The sequence below is a fragment of the Pedobacter sp. 01N310 genome, from assembly GCF_056399805.1.
Map to the genome: position 1 here is coordinate 1 of NZ_JBFTSB010000011.1, position 15,968 is coordinate 15,968.

The 15,968-nt window shown below is 38.5% G+C and carries 14 protein-coding genes; 11 read left to right on the plus strand and 3 right to left on the minus strand.

Annotated elements, in window-relative coordinates; all coding sequences use genetic code 11:
• Positions 1-474: 474 nt before the first annotated feature.
• The 6 genes from AC1DNH_RS19165 to AC1DNH_RS19190 all read left to right on the plus strand — a co-directional run bounded on the left by AC1DNH_RS19165 (position 475) and on the right by AC1DNH_RS19190 (position 8,953).
• Positions 475-1,146, plus strand: coding sequence for a basic secretory protein-like protein (locus AC1DNH_RS19165; RefSeq protein WP_477582045.1), 672 nt, complete (start codon positions 475-477; stop codon positions 1,144-1,146).
• A 35-nt stretch (positions 1,147-1,181) separates the two neighbouring features.
• On the plus strand, positions 1,182-3,470 hold the full coding sequence (locus tag AC1DNH_RS19170) for a GH92 family glycosyl hydrolase (RefSeq protein ID WP_477582047.1): 2,289 nt from the start codon (positions 1,182-1,184) through the stop codon (positions 3,468-3,470).
• 91 nt (positions 3,471-3,561) lie between these two features.
• Positions 3,562-4,965: a 3-keto-disaccharide hydrolase gene (locus AC1DNH_RS19175; RefSeq protein WP_477582049.1), complete on the plus strand. Its 1,404-nt coding sequence runs from the start codon at positions 3,562-3,564 to the stop codon at positions 4,963-4,965.
• Positions 4,966-4,976: 11 nt separating this feature from the next.
• Positions 4,977-6,938 carry a hypothetical protein gene (locus tag AC1DNH_RS19180; protein WP_477582051.1) on the plus strand — a complete coding sequence of 654 codons (1,962 nt, stop codon included), beginning with the start codon at positions 4,977-4,979 and terminating at the stop codon, positions 6,936-6,938.
• A 576-nt stretch (positions 6,939-7,514) separates the two neighbouring features.
• A complete protein-coding gene (gene rpiA / locus AC1DNH_RS19185; protein WP_477582053.1) occupies positions 7,515-8,204 on the plus strand; it encodes a ribose-5-phosphate isomerase RpiA in 690 nt (229 codons plus the stop codon).
• Positions 8,205-8,563: 359 nt separating this feature from the next.
• The gene (locus tag AC1DNH_RS19190; protein ID WP_477611396.1) at positions 8,564-8,953 is read left to right on the plus strand and encodes a LiaF transmembrane domain-containing protein; all 390 of its coding nucleotides are present in this window, start codon (positions 8,564-8,566) and stop codon (positions 8,951-8,953) included.
• Between the two features lie 530 nt (positions 8,954-9,483).
• On the opposite strand, the gene AC1DNH_RS19195 is transcribed toward AC1DNH_RS19190, so the two are convergent.
• Entirely contained in the window at positions 9,484-10,470 is a 987-nt protein-coding gene (locus AC1DNH_RS19195) for a GlxA family transcriptional regulator (protein WP_215125498.1), read from the minus strand.
• 144 nt (positions 10,471-10,614) lie between these two features.
• Between AC1DNH_RS19195 and AC1DNH_RS19200 the strand changes: the two genes are divergently transcribed.
• The 5 genes from AC1DNH_RS19200 to AC1DNH_RS19220 all read left to right on the plus strand — a co-directional run bounded on the left by AC1DNH_RS19200 (position 10,615) and on the right by AC1DNH_RS19220 (position 14,429).
• On the plus strand, positions 10,615-11,025 hold the full coding sequence (locus AC1DNH_RS19200) for a transcriptional regulator (RefSeq protein ID WP_477582360.1): 411 nt from the start codon (positions 10,615-10,617) through the stop codon (positions 11,023-11,025).
• A gap of 6 nt (positions 11,026-11,031) precedes the next feature.
• Positions 11,032-11,451 carry a VOC family protein gene (locus AC1DNH_RS19205; RefSeq protein WP_477582361.1) on the plus strand — a complete coding sequence of 140 codons (420 nt, stop codon included), beginning with the start codon at positions 11,032-11,034 and terminating at the stop codon, positions 11,449-11,451.
• Positions 11,448-11,825 carry a DoxX family protein gene (locus tag AC1DNH_RS19210; protein WP_477582363.1) on the plus strand — a complete coding sequence of 126 codons (378 nt, stop codon included), beginning with the start codon at positions 11,448-11,450 and terminating at the stop codon, positions 11,823-11,825. Before AC1DNH_RS19205 ends, AC1DNH_RS19210 begins: the two co-directional genes overlap by 4 nt.
• Before the next feature lie 156 nt (positions 11,826-11,981).
• Positions 11,982-13,301: an alpha/beta hydrolase gene (locus AC1DNH_RS19215; RefSeq protein ID WP_477608496.1), complete on the plus strand. Its 1,320-nt coding sequence runs from the start codon at positions 11,982-11,984 to the stop codon at positions 13,299-13,301.
• Between the two features lie 159 nt (positions 13,302-13,460).
• Positions 13,461-14,429, plus strand: a complete 969-nt coding sequence (locus AC1DNH_RS19220; RefSeq protein ID WP_477582367.1) for a YihY/virulence factor BrkB family protein — start codon at positions 13,461-13,463, stop codon at positions 14,427-14,429.
• 6 nt (positions 14,430-14,435) lie between these two features.
• Here AC1DNH_RS19220 and AC1DNH_RS19225 read toward each other — a convergent pair whose 3' ends face one another.
• Positions 14,436-14,858: a secondary thiamine-phosphate synthase enzyme YjbQ gene (locus AC1DNH_RS19225; RefSeq protein ID WP_057932242.1), complete on the minus strand. Its 423-nt coding sequence runs from the start codon at positions 14,856-14,858 to the stop codon at positions 14,436-14,438.
• Positions 14,859-14,863: 5 nt separating this feature from the next.
• Positions 14,864-15,949, minus strand: coding sequence for a PDDEXK nuclease domain-containing protein (locus tag AC1DNH_RS19230; protein WP_477582368.1), 1,086 nt, complete (start codon positions 15,947-15,949; stop codon positions 14,864-14,866).
• Between the last annotated feature and the right edge of the window lie 19 nt (positions 15,950-15,968).

Here is a 15,968-nt window from a genome sequence, read left to right on the forward strand (position 1 = left end):
AACTGATTTTAAGGATGTTCTCACTTGTTAAGAGAGGAGAAATGTATGTCGAGAATTATAGGAGAGCGTCATAAAAGCTAAGAAAAACTCCCAAAAAAAGAGTTTTTCTTAAAATAAATTTGCAATTGTGGTAAACCTAGAATACGACTAAAACGCAGTGGAATGTTCCAAAGAAACTCCTTCGGAGGAGAGATCCATCTAGGCAGATTTAGCTTCGCTGAGCAATCGTGGTTTTCGACTGCGTTGCACTCCGCTCGAAATGACGACCACTTAAAAGAAAATTTACAAAGAAGCCAAGTTTTATAAGATATGTGCAAATAAAAACTGCCTGCTCCAGTGCGTGTTTTGTAAAAATAATAATCACCAAAGTAAAATTTTTGATCATTTACTAAATCGTTTTACATATTATATTTATTTTGCAGAACTAAACAGGCTAACCAAAGTAACAATCCATCATAATAAAAATATAATCAGATGAAAAAAATATTTACTTTTTCAATCTTCCTAATGTTTGTTTCGGCTTTTTCAGCTCATTTAAAAGCACAGGAAATCACAAAGAAAAGTGGTTATACATTATCGTTCGAGAGCAATTTTAAGGAATTAGACCCTCAATTGAAGAAACGGTTAATCAAAACTTTTTTCGAAGTTTACCCAAAACTGGCCAAAGAGTATAATCCAGCTACCATAAAAGAAGTGAAATTTTTTGTAGATACAGCTTACAAAGGCGTGGCGGCAACTGCTGACGGTAAAGTAACCTTCAGTTCGATCTGGATGGTGAAACATCCTGAAGATATTGATGTAGTAACCCACGAGGTGATGCACATTGTACAAGATTATGGACGAAGCGTTGGCCCGGGCTGGTTAACAGAAGGTATTGCCGATTATGCACGCTATAAATTTGGTGTAGATAATGAAGGCGCCAAATGGTCGCTACCTGCTTTAAAGCCAGAACATAGTTATAAAAATAGCTACCGCATTACTGCAGGTTTTTTTGCCTGGATGGAGAAAAGTGTAAAACCGGGTATAATCAAAACGGTTGATGCTTCTTTAAGAGATCACACTTATACCAAAGATATCTGGACAAAATTAACGGGTAAAGATTTAGATGCGCTTTGGGCAGATTACATTAAAAATTCGGAAGTTTAAAATAAATACCAGCATATAAAACACAAACACAACAAATGAAAAGATTATTTATCGCTTTATTGAGTGTTGCGGCATCAACCAGCTTCGCGCAAACAATAGGCAAAATTACAGATCCGGTAGATTGGATAAACCCTTTAATGGGAACGGCATCCAAGCCATCATTATCTAACGGAAACACCTATCCGGCAATTGGTTTGCCATGGGGAATGAATATGTGGTCGCCACAAACCGGTAAAAACGGCGATGGATGGGCTTATGTTTATGAGGCCGACAAAATCCGCGGCTTTAAACAAACACATCAGCCTTCGCCCTGGATGAACGATTACGGCGCTTTTTCTATTATGCCCGTTACCGGCAAATTAAAATTCACAGATGATGACCGCGCAAGTTGGTTCAGCCATAAAGCAGAGATTTCTAAGCCATATTATTACAGTGTTTATTTAGCAGATGCTGATGTAACCACCGAAATTACCCCAACAGAACGCTCTGCCCAGTTCAGGTTTACTTTCCCTAAAACGGATAGCGCTTATGTGGTAGTAGATGCGCAGAATAAAGGTTCTTATATTAAAATTATACCAGCAGAAAGAAAAATTATTGGTTATACCACTAAATATGCCCGTGGCCCACTGCCTAAAAATTTCAAAAATTACTTTGTAATCTATTTCAACAAAGATTTCAAACTGGCTAAAACCTGGGATGATAAAAAACTTAACGATAAAGAATTAGAATTAACTGTAGATCATGCCGGTGCTGTTATTGGTTTCGCCACACAAAAAGGCGAGCAGGTAATTGCAAAAGTGGCTTCTTCATTTATCAGTTTTGAGCAGGCCGATTTGAACCTAAAAAGAGAATTGGCTAACGATGGTTTCGATGCCACGAAAGCAAAAGGTAGAGCAACCTGGAACAAAACCTTAAGTAAAATTTCGGTTGAAGGGGGTACAATTGATCAAACCCGTACTTTCTATTCAGCGATGTACCGTACCTTATTCTTCCCCAATAAATTATATGAGATTGATGCACAAAACCAGATTGTACACTGGAGTCCTTACAACGGACAGGTTTTACCAGGATACATGTTCGCTGGTACGGGTTTTTGGGACACTTTTAGGGCATTATATCCTTTCTTAAACCTGGTTTATCCTTCAATCAACAAGGAAATGCAACAAGGCTTAATCAACGATTACAAAGAAGGCGGTTGGTTGCCAGAGTGGAGCAGTCCGGGTTATGCAAACATTATGGTGGGTAACAACTCTGCTTCGGTAGTTTCTGATGCTTATATCAAAGGTATGCGTGGTTACGACATAGAAACGTTATGGCAGGCTTTAAAACATGGTGCAAACAACGAGGGCCCTATGGAAGCCGTTGGCCGCGACGGTGTTAAATATTACAATGAATTGGGTTATGTGCCTTTCGATGTGAAAAAGAATGAAAATGCCGCTAAAACATTAGAGTATTCTTATGATGATTTTACCATTTATCAATTGGGAAGAGCTTTAGGCAAACCGGCTTCGGAGATCGATATTTATAAGAAAAGAGCCATGAACTACAAGAATCTTTTCGATCCGGCTTCGGGTTTAATGCGTGGCAAAAATCAGGATGGAACTTTCCAAAGCCCATTCAGTCCATTTAAATGGGGCGGTGCATTTACCGAAGGCAACAGCTGGCATTATACCTGGTCTGTTTTCCAGGATGTTGATGGCTTAGCCAAATTAATGGGTGGCCATAGTAAATTTGTAACCAAATTGGATTCTGTGTTCTCGATGCCTCCTGTATTTGATGAGAGTGCCTACGGTGGCGTAATTCACGAAATCCGCGAAATGCAGATTGCAAACATGGGCCAGTACGCACATGGTAACCAACCGATCCAGCACATGATTTACCTGTATAACTACGGTGGTGCGCCTTATAAAACACAATATTGGGTAAGAGAAACCATGAACAGAATGTACAAACCTACTCCTGATGGATATTGTGGTGATGAAGATAACGGGCAAACTTCTGCCTGGTACGTTTTTTCGGCAATGGGCTTCTATCCGGTAACACCTGCGGTTGATCAGTATGTTTTGGGTGCTCCTTTGTTTAAAAAGATAACTGTTACTTTAGAAAATGGTAAAACTGTGGTGATTAATGCAGCTGCCAATAGCGATAACAACCGTTATGTTCAGTCGCTACAGATGAACGGTAAACCATATTCTAAAAACTGGATCAGCCACAGTGGTTTGCAAAAAGGTGCGGTGTTAAATTTCAATATGACAGCAACGCCGAATAAAACCAGAGGTTCAAATCCAGCTGATTTCCCTTATTCATTATCAACAGAAAAATAGAAAAAATAATTATCCATCGGGTAAAGTAATTTATCCGATGGATTTTAAACAAAATATCTAGCTTTAGGGCTAAAATTAACAAACCAAGTATATGAACATCTCAAAGACGGGTTTTACAGCCATTTTCTGGCTTTGCGGAACCCTGTTGGCGTTTGGCCAGCGTATTGATCTCAAAGATCTTTCAGCCTTTAAAAACCCTTCAAATTCATGGTCGCTCGCCCAAAATGTGGTGGCCGACCTAAACGCCGAAAATGTTTTAAAAACAACCAAAGGTGAAGGGATATTGATTAATCAATCTACAGCAAAAAAAGCGGGTTCTGATTTATATACCGTAAACGAATACGGTGATGTAACAGTAGAATTAGATTATTTAACTGCAAAAGGGACAAATTCTGGTATTTATCTTCAAGGTAATTACGAAATTCAGATTGATGACGCATGGGGACTGAAAAACCCAAGTTCATCAAACAATGGTGGTATTTATCAACGTTGGGATGATAGCAAACCTGAAGCCGAAAAAGGGTTTGGAGGTGTTGCTCCCCGTCAAAATGCAAGTAAAGCGCCAGGTTTATGGCAGCACATTAAAATTATCTTCCAGGCACCAAAATTTGATGCATCAGGAAAGAAAACGCAAAATGCTAAAATTATCAGTGCAGAACTAAACGGTGTGCTGATTCACGAAAATGTGGAGCTATTTGGTGCAACCAGAGGAGCTGCAGGAGCTGAAAAAGCAAAAGGACCTTTACGTTTACAGGGCGATCACGGTTCGGTAGCGTTCAGAAATATCCAGATTAACGAACTATCAGAAATTCCAAAACCAAACCAAAACGGTGGGGCAGATCCAATTTACATTGAAGCAGCAAGCAACAACATGATCAGAAGTTTTGTTGATGTTGCGCCAAGAGTACGTTCGGTACATGCTATTTCGGTAGGCGGACCAGAAAAAGTTGCTTATAGCTACGATTTAGATAATGGTACATTACTACAGGGATGGCATGGCGATTTTATTGACGCTACGCCAATGTGGGATGGCCGTGGAAACGGTACCTCACGTGCATTGGGCAGTGTTACCCGTTTCACTAAAAAGCCAATTTTAGCCATTTCAAAATTAGCGAACGATCAGGATAAGTGGATTGCTGATACTGCTGGTACTGGTTTCAGAACCAAAGGTTATGTAATGGATAAACAAGACCGTCCGGAGTTTAAGTACATCATTAATGGAACAAATGTTACCGATGCCGTTAAGGTGATGGAAAATGGACAAGGTTTAACGAGAGAGATTGCTGTTGATAAATCATCAAAAGATCTATATTTCCTATTGGCAACCGCTTCCAATATCGAAGAAGTAGCCAAAGGTTTATACCTGATTGATGATAAATCTTACTATATACAACTTGCTGATGGAGCTGCTAAACCAGTAATCAGAGACGTTGATGGCAAGAAAGAAGTTATCGTAGCTATTGGAACTAAGTTAAATTATACCATTTTGTTTTAATTGGAATAACAATGAGAAATACATTTAAAAAATTAGCAATACTGGCATTAAGTTTTAGCTTTACTACAGTTTTTGCACAAGAAACACCGAAAGAAGAAGATTTTTTCAGGATAAATAAAGTACGCGTGCCCGAAGGCCCCATTTTAGAAGTTGGTGGTCTAATTACTTTGCCAAATGGCGATTTAGGCATTTCTACCCGTAGAGGAGAAGTATACATTGTAGAAAACCCTACAAGTGCCAAGCCTTACTGGCGCAGATTTGCTTATGGTTTGCACGAAATTTTGGGTATTGCCTATAAAAATGGTGCATTATATGTGGCACAACGCGGCGAGTTGACCAAACTGGTTGATAAAGACCAGGATGGCAAAGCCGATGTGTACGAAACCATTTATGCATGGCCGTTAAGTGGGCACTACCACGAATATAGTTTTGGGCCGAAGTTAATGCCTGATGGTACTTTTATGGTTACCGGAAACGTGGCCTTTGGCGATGAAGAATGGTGGAGAGCAGAAAGCCGTGTGCCGATGCGTGGTTGGGCCATGAACATTACCGAAGATGGTAAAATGAGTCCTTATGCTGCGGGTTTCCGTTCGCCAGCCGGGATTGGTACTATTGATGGCCAGTTTTATTATACCGAAAATCAGGGCGACTGGGTAGGTTCAGGTGGTTTATGGAAAGTAAATAAAGGTGATTTTATGGGGCATCCAGCCAGTTTAAGATGGACCAATTTACCAAACTCTCCGGTTAAACTGCAGTCAGATTTCTTTTACTCGCAAATAGACGAGCGTAGAACCAAAAACGAACAAGGAAGATACATTAAACCAGAAAATAGGGTAAACGAAACATTCAAAACCTTATTCGAAATGAAGAAAGTATTCCCTGAATTACGTTTGCCATCGGTTTGGCTACCTTATGGTATTTTGGGGATCTCTTCTGCAGAACCTGTTAAAATTCCCGCAAATACATTTGGCCCGTTCGCTGGTCAGATTTTAGTTGGTGATCAGGGAATGAGTATCATTTCGAGGATTTTTATGGAGACAGTGAAAGGTGAGGAACAAGGCGCTGCCTTCCTTTTTCGTAAAGGTTTCCGTTCTGGAGTATTGAGGTTAGAGTGGGGGACAGATGGTTCGCTATTTGTTGGAGAAACCAACCGTGGTTGGGGATCGGCAGGTGATGCTAACGAAGGTTTAGAAAGACTGGTATACAATAATAAAACCCCTTTCGAAATGAAAGCTGTTAGGGTAATGCCTGATGGTTTCGAAGTGGAGTTTACCATGCCCGTTGATCGTAAATCGGCTGAAGATTTAGCTTCATATGATGCAGAAAGCTTTATTTACAAATATCACCCGGTGTATGGTTCACCTCCTGTAAACACCGAGAAATTAAAAATCTCAGGGGTTAAAGTTTCGGCAGATGGTTTAAAAGCCAGAATTATTGTTCAAAACCTTCGCCAATATTATATCCATACCTTAACATTAGATGGTTTAAGATCGCAAGATGGTTTTTACTCTTTAGTTCATCCGGTAGCTTATTATACCTTGAACCAAATTCCTGATGGAAATAAACTTTCTGCCAGTGAAGTAAGTACCAAAAACTCAGCGGCACCGGTAAATGTTCCTGCTAAGAAAACAGCTGCACCAAAGGCAACAACTGGAAAAGCACCTGAAGCAAAAGGAGCCGCTACTCCGGCTAAGCCTACAACTACGGCTAAAGCACCTACCTTTAAAGAAGTTGAGGGTTTATTAACAAAAAATACTTGTCTGGCCTGCCACAATCAAACCAAAAGACAGATTGGCCCGCCGTTCGTAGAAATTGCAAAACGTAAGTATTCAGCAGAGAAAATATTTCAGTTGATCCACAACCCACAGCCACAAAATTGGCCGGGTTACTCAACAGAAATGCCTCCAATGCCGCAAGTAACCAAAGCAGAAGCTTTAAAAATTGCAGGCTGGATAAATTCTTTAAATAAATAAGTGAGTTTAATTGTTAGGAAACGGTTGGTAGAAATACCAGCCGTTTTTTTGTTATAAAAGAAATGGGGATTCCACTATTGCAGAATCCCCATCATCTAAATTAACGCTCTCATATACATTAACGCTGTAAATAAGATTTATTGTATTGTGCGTAAAATTTTTCCGCCTTGATTGTGTGAGGTAGTTGAGTCGTTGTGGGTCATCGTCATTTCGATCCGATAGCTATCAGATGAAGCACAGCGAAATGTTCCAAAGGAACTCCTTCGGAGGAGAAATCTACAAGTTAGCCCGTCACCCTGACCTGTAGCACAGCGGAAAGCTACGCTGTAAACCGAGCCTTAGCGAGCTCACCGAAGGTAATTTATTTCAGGGTCTATTAAATGAAAAGATCCTTCGACTACGCTCAGGATGACATAATTCATGGGGAAAAAGAAATGGGGATTCCACTATTGCAGAATCCCCATCATCTAAATTAACGCTCTCATATACATAAACGCTATAAAAACGATTTATTGCATCAGCAGTAAATTTTTTTTCGTTTTTGCGATGTTTATCATTTAAACCTATTTTTACTTTATGGCTACTATAGATAAAACGCAACAAGATGCAGAAAAACTAGCAGCTGCCCTGGCTGCAGTAAAATTTGTTAAAGATGGTGATGTAGTAGGCCTGGGCACGGGATCTACCACAACCTTTGCCATTAAAGAATTAGGTAAACGTGTAAAAGAAGGGCTTAAGATAAAAGCTGCCGCAAGTTCCATCCGAACAGAAGAACTCGCGAAATCTTTGGGCATCGAAATTCTTGATCTCGGGCATTTAAGCGAAATTGATATCAGTATCGATGGAGCCGACGAGTTTACAGAATCACTCGATCTGATTAAAGGTGGAGGCGGGGCGCTGTTTAGAGAGAAGATAATTGCTTCACTGAGTAGAAATGCCATCATCATTACCGATGCTTCTAAAAAAGTTAAAAAATTGGGTGTTTTTACTGTTCCTGTTGAGGTAATTCCATTGGCCTATCAATATGTGTCCGATCAGATTAATGAGCTTGGTGGAAAGGGTATATTGAGGTCTGTAGCTAACAAAACATTTATTACCGACAATGGTAACCTGATTATCGACGCCGATTTCGGTCTCATTGATGATCCTGCAAAATTATCTGCTAACCTGAACCAGATTAATGGATTATTGGCTCATGGATTATTCATTAACATCACTTCAAAAGTAATTATGAGCGAAGGAACGGATATCATCATTTTCGAATGATAGTTGGTTCATTTGTTCATTATCCATTAGTTCATTTGTGCCCCTCATTTCGTTATTGTTAAGCGGAATGACGACAAAATCTTAATGATTGAGATTATTTCTCTTAATTATATTAACTTCTTCATGGTGATCCAAATTTTTAACATTAAGGAGTTAAGAAAATTAAGTTTTAATTCCGTCTTCTTAGTGTTTACGCGGCAAAACTGACATTTTCACCGATAAATACTCCCTCCCTCAAAATTTCATAATTTTTTACCGACAGTTTTATTTCACTCACCGATAAAACATCACAACTGAGGGAAAAGCCATTCCCCGGCATTGGTATTCGTGATACATTTGAATCATAAAAACAAACAGTCATGGAAAATTTAATCAAAAAAAATCACGCAGATAAACAATTTGGTTTAGGTGTTTTAATCATAGCAATCGGTTCGGTGTTCTTGTTAAGAAATTCTGGTATAGATGTTCCATACTGGATATTGAAATGGCACACCATCATGTTAGGCGTAGGTTTGTGGATGGGTTACCGCAAAAACTTCCAGGGCAGCAGCTGGTTAGCCTTAACTATAATAGGTGGTTTATTCACCCTTAAAGCGATAACCATTTTTGATTTCGATCTGTCAAGAATCAGTACGGCTTTAATACTAATTGGATTAGGATTGTATGTAATTCTAAAACCTAAAAAAGTGCAAAACTTCGATCAGTATTTTGAAAAGAAACCAGTTGATTTTACTGATAAAGAAAGCTAAAATTCTTAACTCCATCATATATCTTAAAAAGGGACATTTTTTAACAATGCCCCTTTTTTTATTTGAAATAAATGTGTCTAAAATGTATGATAGATTATTTAGCTACTTTACCATCATTTCGATCCGATAGCTATCGGATGAAGTGAAGCGGAACGGAGAAATCTGATCAAGAGACCTTCGACTTCGCTACTATCGATAGACTCCAATAGAATGATCGTCATTCCCGCGTAGGCGGGAATCTTAAAGCGTACGCTAATAGCGATCGTTGTAAGATTGCTTCGCCGGCTGAAAAAGCCTTCTCGCAATGACGATTCCTCGCACCCTATTACTGGAAAAAAGAATCTCCTGTCATTCGTATTGATTTTTATACAATAAATTATCCCTCAGGATAACAAACAAAAAAGAAACGGGGATTCCACCCTTAGGCAGTATCCCCGTCATCTAAATTAACGCTCTCACATACATAAACGCTGTAAATAGAATATATTGTGTGCAGCTTAAATTTTTTTTATTTTTTCCCTATAAATGAGTTAAACCTGTAAAACAGGTACGGCTTTATGGTATTTGTTCCGGTACTCAATCGGTGTTAAGCCGGTAATTTTTTTGAAAACATCTCTAAACGATTTTGTGTCTGTATAACCCACATCAAACATCACCTCAGTTATGTTTTTCCTGCTCGATTCGAAACTCCGCTTGGCAGCCTCAATCTTAACCCTTTGAATGTATTCGATTACTGTATTTTTGGTCGCACTTTTAAATCTCCGCTCAAAACTTCTTCTACCCAACGCCAGCATATCGGCCAGTTGATCTACCGTAATCCGATCCTGGTAATTGCCATCAATAAATTCCTGCGCTTTTTTAATCTTCGCATCTTCATGTCCCTTCTGCCCTTGAAACATCATAAAAGCCAGCTGACTCTCGCGATCGATATCAATAGCGAAGTATTTTGCCGCTAAAATGGCGGTATCTCTATCCGTATGTTTTTCAACCAGGTATAAAAGTAAGTTCCAGTAAGAGTTTGCACCACCGCTAGAGTATAAACCCTGAGCATCGGTAATAATACTACCATCAACCAGCTCTACTTCAGGAAACATCTCTCTAAACTGGTTGGCAAACAGCCAATGCGTAGAACATTTCCTCCCATCTAACAAGCCGGTTGCAGCCAGTAAAAATGCACCCATACAGAGCGAAGCTACTTCTGCACCTTTAGCATGATGTTTTATAATCCAGGGTAGTAGCTCCTGGTTAGCTTCCATCGCATAACCTATATTGCCGCTAATGGCTGGTACAAATATAAGATCGGTATGCTCAACCTCATGCAACAGTTTATCGGCGTGCACAGAAAAAAGGCTATTGTTCAACCTCACCTCTTTCGTCATCCCTATAAGCTCAACTTTAAAAAGCGGGAGTTTGCCCGATGCCTGTAAAAACTCGTTAACAGCGGTAAATAGATAGCGGGGATCTGCAATGGCTTCAATCACGGCAGTCTCTGGAATTAAGATAGATACATGTTTCATAATCCAAATATAACGAGGCTAATTGTCGTAAACAACCCCCGCAATTGTCGCTTCTACATATTTAGCTTGTTAATTTCTGCCCGTATGTTTGTGTTGTTAATCGTTTACAGTTGAATCTTTAAAGCGGTAATGCCGATAATGACAATGGAAGAGTATATTTTAAATGAGGATATTAAGGTAATGTGCATTACTGCCGAATCTTTCCCAAACGGAGTTTTGGCGGCACATCAAAAACTTCATGCCCTGTTTCCACTTGATAAGCAACGCAGGTATTTTGGAATAAGCAGGCCTAACGAAAAACGGGAGATTATTTATAAGGCTGCCGTTGAAGAAATAACAGATGGCGAAGCTGAGAAATTTGATGTCGAAGCCTTTACCATAAAGAAAGGAACATTTATTAGTGAAGTGGTTCCCGATTTTATGAAAGATGTTAGCCAGATTGGGAAGAGCTTCGAAAAATTGCTCAATCAATCCAACATTGATCCAAACGGCTATTGCCTCGAAATGTATATTAACGAAACAGATGTGCGCTTAATGGTAGGCATCAAAAAATAAAATCAATTGGCAAGTATAAATTCATATCTCACTTTTAACGGCAACTGCCGCGAAGCAATGACATTCTATCAGGGTTGTTTGGGAGGAGAATTGACCTTCGAAACCATTGGAGAATCGCTTATTGTTGATAAAATGCCCAATATTATGAAGCGGAGTATTATGCATGCTGTTTTGGCTAAAGATGATTTGGTGATTATGGCAACAGATATGGTAGAAGAACGCGGATTAGTTAAGGGGAATTCGATTGCTATGATGCTGAATTGTAATTCGGAAGAAGAGGCCCGGGCTTTTTACCGTAAACTTTCAACAGGAGGGAAGGCATCCCATCCGCTACAGGAAACATTTTGGGGCGCACTTTTTGGCGATTTAACAGATCGCTTTGGGAATAATTGGTTAATAAATTACGATAAAAACAGATACATATGAAGAAGTTAAAAACATGGTATTGGATTGCCACCATTATTTTCGCATTAATGATGATTATGGATGGCGTTGGAGGGATTACTCAACAGGAAGCAGGTAAAGAAGTATTTAAACACCTCGGTTATCCGATGTATCTGCTCATCATTGTTGGTATTGCAAAACTGCTTGGGGCGGCATCCATCCTCCAAAATAAATTTTTTGTCATTAAAGAATGGGCCTATGCAGGTTTTGCCATTAATTTTATTGGTGCCTTTGCCTCCAGGGCATTTGTTGGCGATGGCATATCGCTTTTAATCCCTCCACTTATTGCCCTGGTAATTATGTTTATCCCATACATTTTGTGGAAGAAACTGGCATCAAATGTTAAAATTAGTTAAAACTAAACGGCTAGTTTAGGTTGCGGCTTTTCAGAACCAAATATTGTTAACTTTGGGTATTGTAAACAACCAAACACAATACATGAACCATCATGATTTTTTAGATCCAGAAAAGGATTAATCATGAAGAATCATTACCATTAAAACAAAACACGGATGAAAAAAAGCCTTTTATTTATAATTGCTTTATTATTTACAACTACAGCATTTTCTCAAAATGTGATCCAGCTGTTCAACGGTGCAAACGACTTTTTTAAACTGTTGCAGGAAGAGAAGTTTAAAGATGCCCACGCTTTCTTTGATGATACTTTAAAAACGAAGTTAACGGAAGAAAGTTTAAAGAAACTTTGGGGAGATATTGGAACAAAATATGGAAAGGCAGAATCGTTAGATGCCGTTCAAAGTAAAGCTCAGGGCGAGTTTTTCGCAGTAACGGTAGAAGGTAAATTTGCCAACGGGGATCAGAACTTTATTTTAGGTTTTAATAAACTACAGAAAATCGTCGGAATCTTCCTCGCGCCGTCTCGAAAAGCGGCCGCTTATTTAAAACCAACTTATGTTGATACCAGTTTATACAAAGAAAAATCGGTATATATTGGGCCGGCAGGAAAACAGTTGGCAGCCATTGTCACCACGCCAAAAAATGCCAAAAATTTCCCTATTGTGGTTTTTGTACATGGCTCTGGTCCGGCAGATATGGATGAATCAGTTGGTGCGAATAAACCCTTTAAAGATTTAGCTGGCGGTTTAGCCTCCAAAGGCATTGCTTCTGTTCGTTATGTAAAACGGACCTTAATCTATCCGAATGAATTTAATAAAGCATTTACAGTAAAAGAAGAAGTGCTGGATGATGCAACTGCAGCTATTGCACTCGCAAAAACTGTTGTTGGCGCTAATCCTAAAGCTGTTTATGTATTTGGCCATAGTTTAGGCGGAATGCTGGCACCTAAAATGGCCACCATTACACCTGATTTAGCAGGAATTATTTTGGCAGCAACACCTGCCAGAAAACTAACAGATATTATTGTTGATCAGAATAAGTATATGTTCGATCAGGCTAACGATACAACAGCTGCCTTTAAAAAACAACTGGCAGATGCTTATGTGGAAATTGATAAAAGCAGAATTTCGCAGTTGGGAACTACCATAAAACCTGATTCTTTAATTTTAGGACTGCCTGCAAAATATTGGACAGATTTAAATACCTACAATCAGGTTGCTGTAGCAAAAAGCCTTTCGAAACCTAAAATATACGTATTGCAGGGCGGTAATGATTTTCAGGTGGGCAAAGTAGATTTTGATTTATGGAATGCTGCCTTAAGTAAAAAGAAAAATGTGGTTCTTAAATTTTACCCAGACTTAAACCACCTGTTAAGTTCTCAAACCGAAAAGGGTACAATGGCCCAGTATCAAGCAGCGGTAAGCGTGTCTGAAACTTTAGTTAACGATATTGCTTCATGGATTAAGGCCAAATAATATAAAATCGTCTAATCGATAAAGAAAAAGCTCCGACCAAATTCGGAGCTTTTTTTGTGCATTTGGTTTCTTTACATCTTGTATTCGCCTCATTAATTAACAAACAATTCAAAATATGAGCGGTTTAAGTTTAGAGCATCTCATCTTAAATCGTTTGTTATGGCAAAGAATAAAATCACTTTAAAAGGAATATGGGGCATTTTAAAAGCATCGTTTACAGGATTTAATGATCATAAAGTAACGAAACTTAGTGGCTCATTAGCCTATTATACGGTGTTTTCCATGGCGCCACTGCTCGTGGTTATTATTTCTTTGTGCGGTATATTTTTAGGGAGAGAAATAGCCGAAGGACAGGTTTATGCCCAGCTTGAGGGATTTTTAGGTAGAGAATCGGCCGTTTCCTTACAGCAGTTGATCAAGAATGCTTATCTGGATGGGAAAAGCACCATTGCTTTAATTATCGGTATCATCACCCTATTAATTGGGGCAACTACCGTTTTTGGCGATATTCAGGATTCTATTAATACCATATGGGGTTTAAAACCGAAGCCGAAAAGAGGATGGGTGAAGCTGTTGCAAAATCGTTTTCTATCATTTTCTGTAATTATCAGTTTAGGTTTTGTACTGCTGGTTTCGCTAGCGGTTACATCTGTACTCGATGCCTTTAGTGATCGCTTGCAAGCCCGCTTTGCCGAAATATCTGTTATCGTATTTTACATCCTTAATCAAATTGTAACCTTGGCTGTTATTTCATTAATATTCGGCGTAATATTTAAGGTATTGCCAGATGCAATTATAAAATGGCATGATGTAATTGCTGGTGCAATAGTTACCGCTTTACTATTTATGATCGGTAAATTTGCCATTTCACTTTATATAGGGCAGAGCGATGTTGGGAGTACTTATGGCGCAACAGGTTCATTGGTAGTTGTACTTTTATGGACTTATTATTCTTCCATCATTTTATATTTTGGTGCCGAATTTACCAAAGCTTATGCAGTTGCTTTTGGATCTGAAATTTACCCTTCTCATTATGCCGTTACCACAAAAGAAATTGAGATAGAAACAGGAAGTAAATCCATTCAGGATAATCATCCCGAAATTAAAAAAGAAGTTAAGAAAGTTTAAAATTATTTATTCGCCCCAAGCTGTAACGATTAATCTTCTTTGGCCGCCATGGTTGCGGTGCTCGCAAAGATAAATGCCCTGCCAGGTACCAAGCGCTAATCTGCCGTTTCTAATCGGAATGGTTACTGAACTGCCCAAAAGTGCCGATTTTAAGTGGGCAGGCATGTCGTCCGATCCTTCATAGTCATGCTCATAATCGGGATCATTTTCTTTTACAGTTTTATTAAAGAACATTTCAAAATCAACCCTAACCGTAGGATCTGCATTTTCGTTGATGGTAAGTGAAGCAGAAGTATGCTGTATAAAAACCTGGCAAATGCCAATGTTAATTTCGTCAATTTGAGGCAGGGCATCCTCAACCTCATCAGTAATGATATGGAAACCTCTTCTTCGTTCTCTAAGTGCTAAGGCTTGTTGGTATATTTTCATTTGAATTAATTCTCAATGATTTTAATGAAATCCTTTTCGCTAGGTAAAACAGTTAAATACTTACTTGCGAAAATTTGTTCATTGTTTTCTGGAAGTGTATATCTTACAACAGATTCACTTTTATCTTGACAAAGGATAATACCGATCGTTTTGTTTTCATCCTCAAGTTTTACTTCTCTATCGAAATAGTTCACATACATCTGCATCTGACCAATATCTTGATGTTTTAGTTCTCCGATTTTTAAATCAATAAGTACAAAACACTTTAAGATACGGTTATAGAAAACTAAATCTATTTTGAAATGTTTTTCTTCGAAAGTTATTCTTTTTTGACGGGCTACAAAGGTAAAGCCATTGCCTAATTCTAATAAGAAATGTTCGAGTTTATCGATTAATTTTTGCTCTAAGTCATTTTCTGAATAAAAGCTTTTTTCGGGTATACCTAGAAATTCCAGTACGTAGGGGTCTTTTATTAAATCCTTATTTTTTTCGATTATTTGTCCTTTCTGGCCAAGTGATCGTATTTCTTCCTTGTTTTTGCTTATTGCTAAACGTGTATATAATGCTGAATCATATTGGCGCTGCAACTCGCGTAAACTCCAATTATTTTTTATTGCTTCTATTTCGTAAAAATTACGTTCGTTTACATCGGTTATTCTGATTAACTTAAGGTAGTGAGACCATGTAAGTTTGAATTGCGGAGACAGTGTCTGCTGATTTATAGATTTACGGGATACTGTATCGGCAATTTCTTCATTTTTGAATTCGTCAAGGGCTGTCTGATCTTTTCCCAATTGCGCAGACACTGTCTGCGCAATTGAATAAGTTAAATAAAACTGGCGCATTTGTTCTAAATTTCTTTTCGAAAAACCTTTGCCAAATTCAGTACCTAATTTTTCAGAAAGTTCATTTAAAATTTGTTTACCATATTCTGCTCTTTCTTTCCCGTGTTGCTCTTCTTCAACAATCATTCTGCCAATTTCGAAGTAAGCAGTAGCCATTGTATTGTTAATGGTTTGTGCTACATTTTGCCTCGCTTGGTTAAGCAGTTCAATAATCTTTGTATATAAATTTTGCTTTTTAACTTGCATTTTATCTTATAGATTGAGA

What these genes read in the sequence shown, in the direction of transcription:
- AC1DNH_RS19165 (WP_477582045.1), top strand. Translation starts at nt 475, where the DNA reads ATGAAAAAAATATTTACTTTTTCAATCTTCCTAATGTTTGTTTCGGCT.
- AC1DNH_RS19170 (WP_477582047.1), top strand. Translation starts at nt 1,182, where the DNA reads ATGAAAAGATTATTTATCGCTTTATTGAGTGTTGCGGCATCAACCAGC.
- AC1DNH_RS19175 (WP_477582049.1), top strand. Translation starts at nt 3,562, where the DNA reads ATGAACATCTCAAAGACGGGTTTTACAGCCATTTTCTGGCTTTGCGGA.
- AC1DNH_RS19180 (WP_477582051.1), top strand. Translation starts at nt 4,977, where the DNA reads ATGAGAAATACATTTAAAAAATTAGCAATACTGGCATTAAGTTTTAGC.
- rpiA (WP_477582053.1), top strand. Translation starts at nt 7,515, where the DNA reads ATGGCTACTATAGATAAAACGCAACAAGATGCAGAAAAACTAGCAGCT.
- AC1DNH_RS19190 (WP_477611396.1), top strand. Translation starts at nt 8,564, where the DNA reads ATGGAAAATTTAATCAAAAAAAATCACGCAGATAAACAATTTGGTTTA.
- AC1DNH_RS19195 (WP_215125498.1), bottom strand. Translation starts at nt 10,470, where the DNA reads ATGAAACATGTATCTATCTTAATTCCAGAGACTGCCGTGATTGAAGCC.
- AC1DNH_RS19200 (WP_477582360.1), top strand. Translation starts at nt 10,615, where the DNA reads ATGGAAGAGTATATTTTAAATGAGGATATTAAGGTAATGTGCATTACT.
- AC1DNH_RS19210 (WP_477582363.1), top strand. Translation starts at nt 11,448, where the DNA reads ATGAAGAAGTTAAAAACATGGTATTGGATTGCCACCATTATTTTCGCA.
- AC1DNH_RS19215 (WP_477608496.1), top strand. Translation starts at nt 11,982, where the DNA reads ATGAAAAAAAGCCTTTTATTTATAATTGCTTTATTATTTACAACTACA.
- AC1DNH_RS19220 (WP_477582367.1), top strand. Translation starts at nt 13,461, where the DNA reads ATGGCAAAGAATAAAATCACTTTAAAAGGAATATGGGGCATTTTAAAA.
- AC1DNH_RS19225 (WP_057932242.1), bottom strand. Translation starts at nt 14,858, where the DNA reads ATGAAAATATACCAACAAGCCTTAGCACTTAGAGAACGAAGAAGAGGT.
- AC1DNH_RS19230 (WP_477582368.1), bottom strand. Translation starts at nt 15,949, where the DNA reads ATGCAAGTTAAAAAGCAAAATTTATATACAAAGATTATTGAACTGCTT.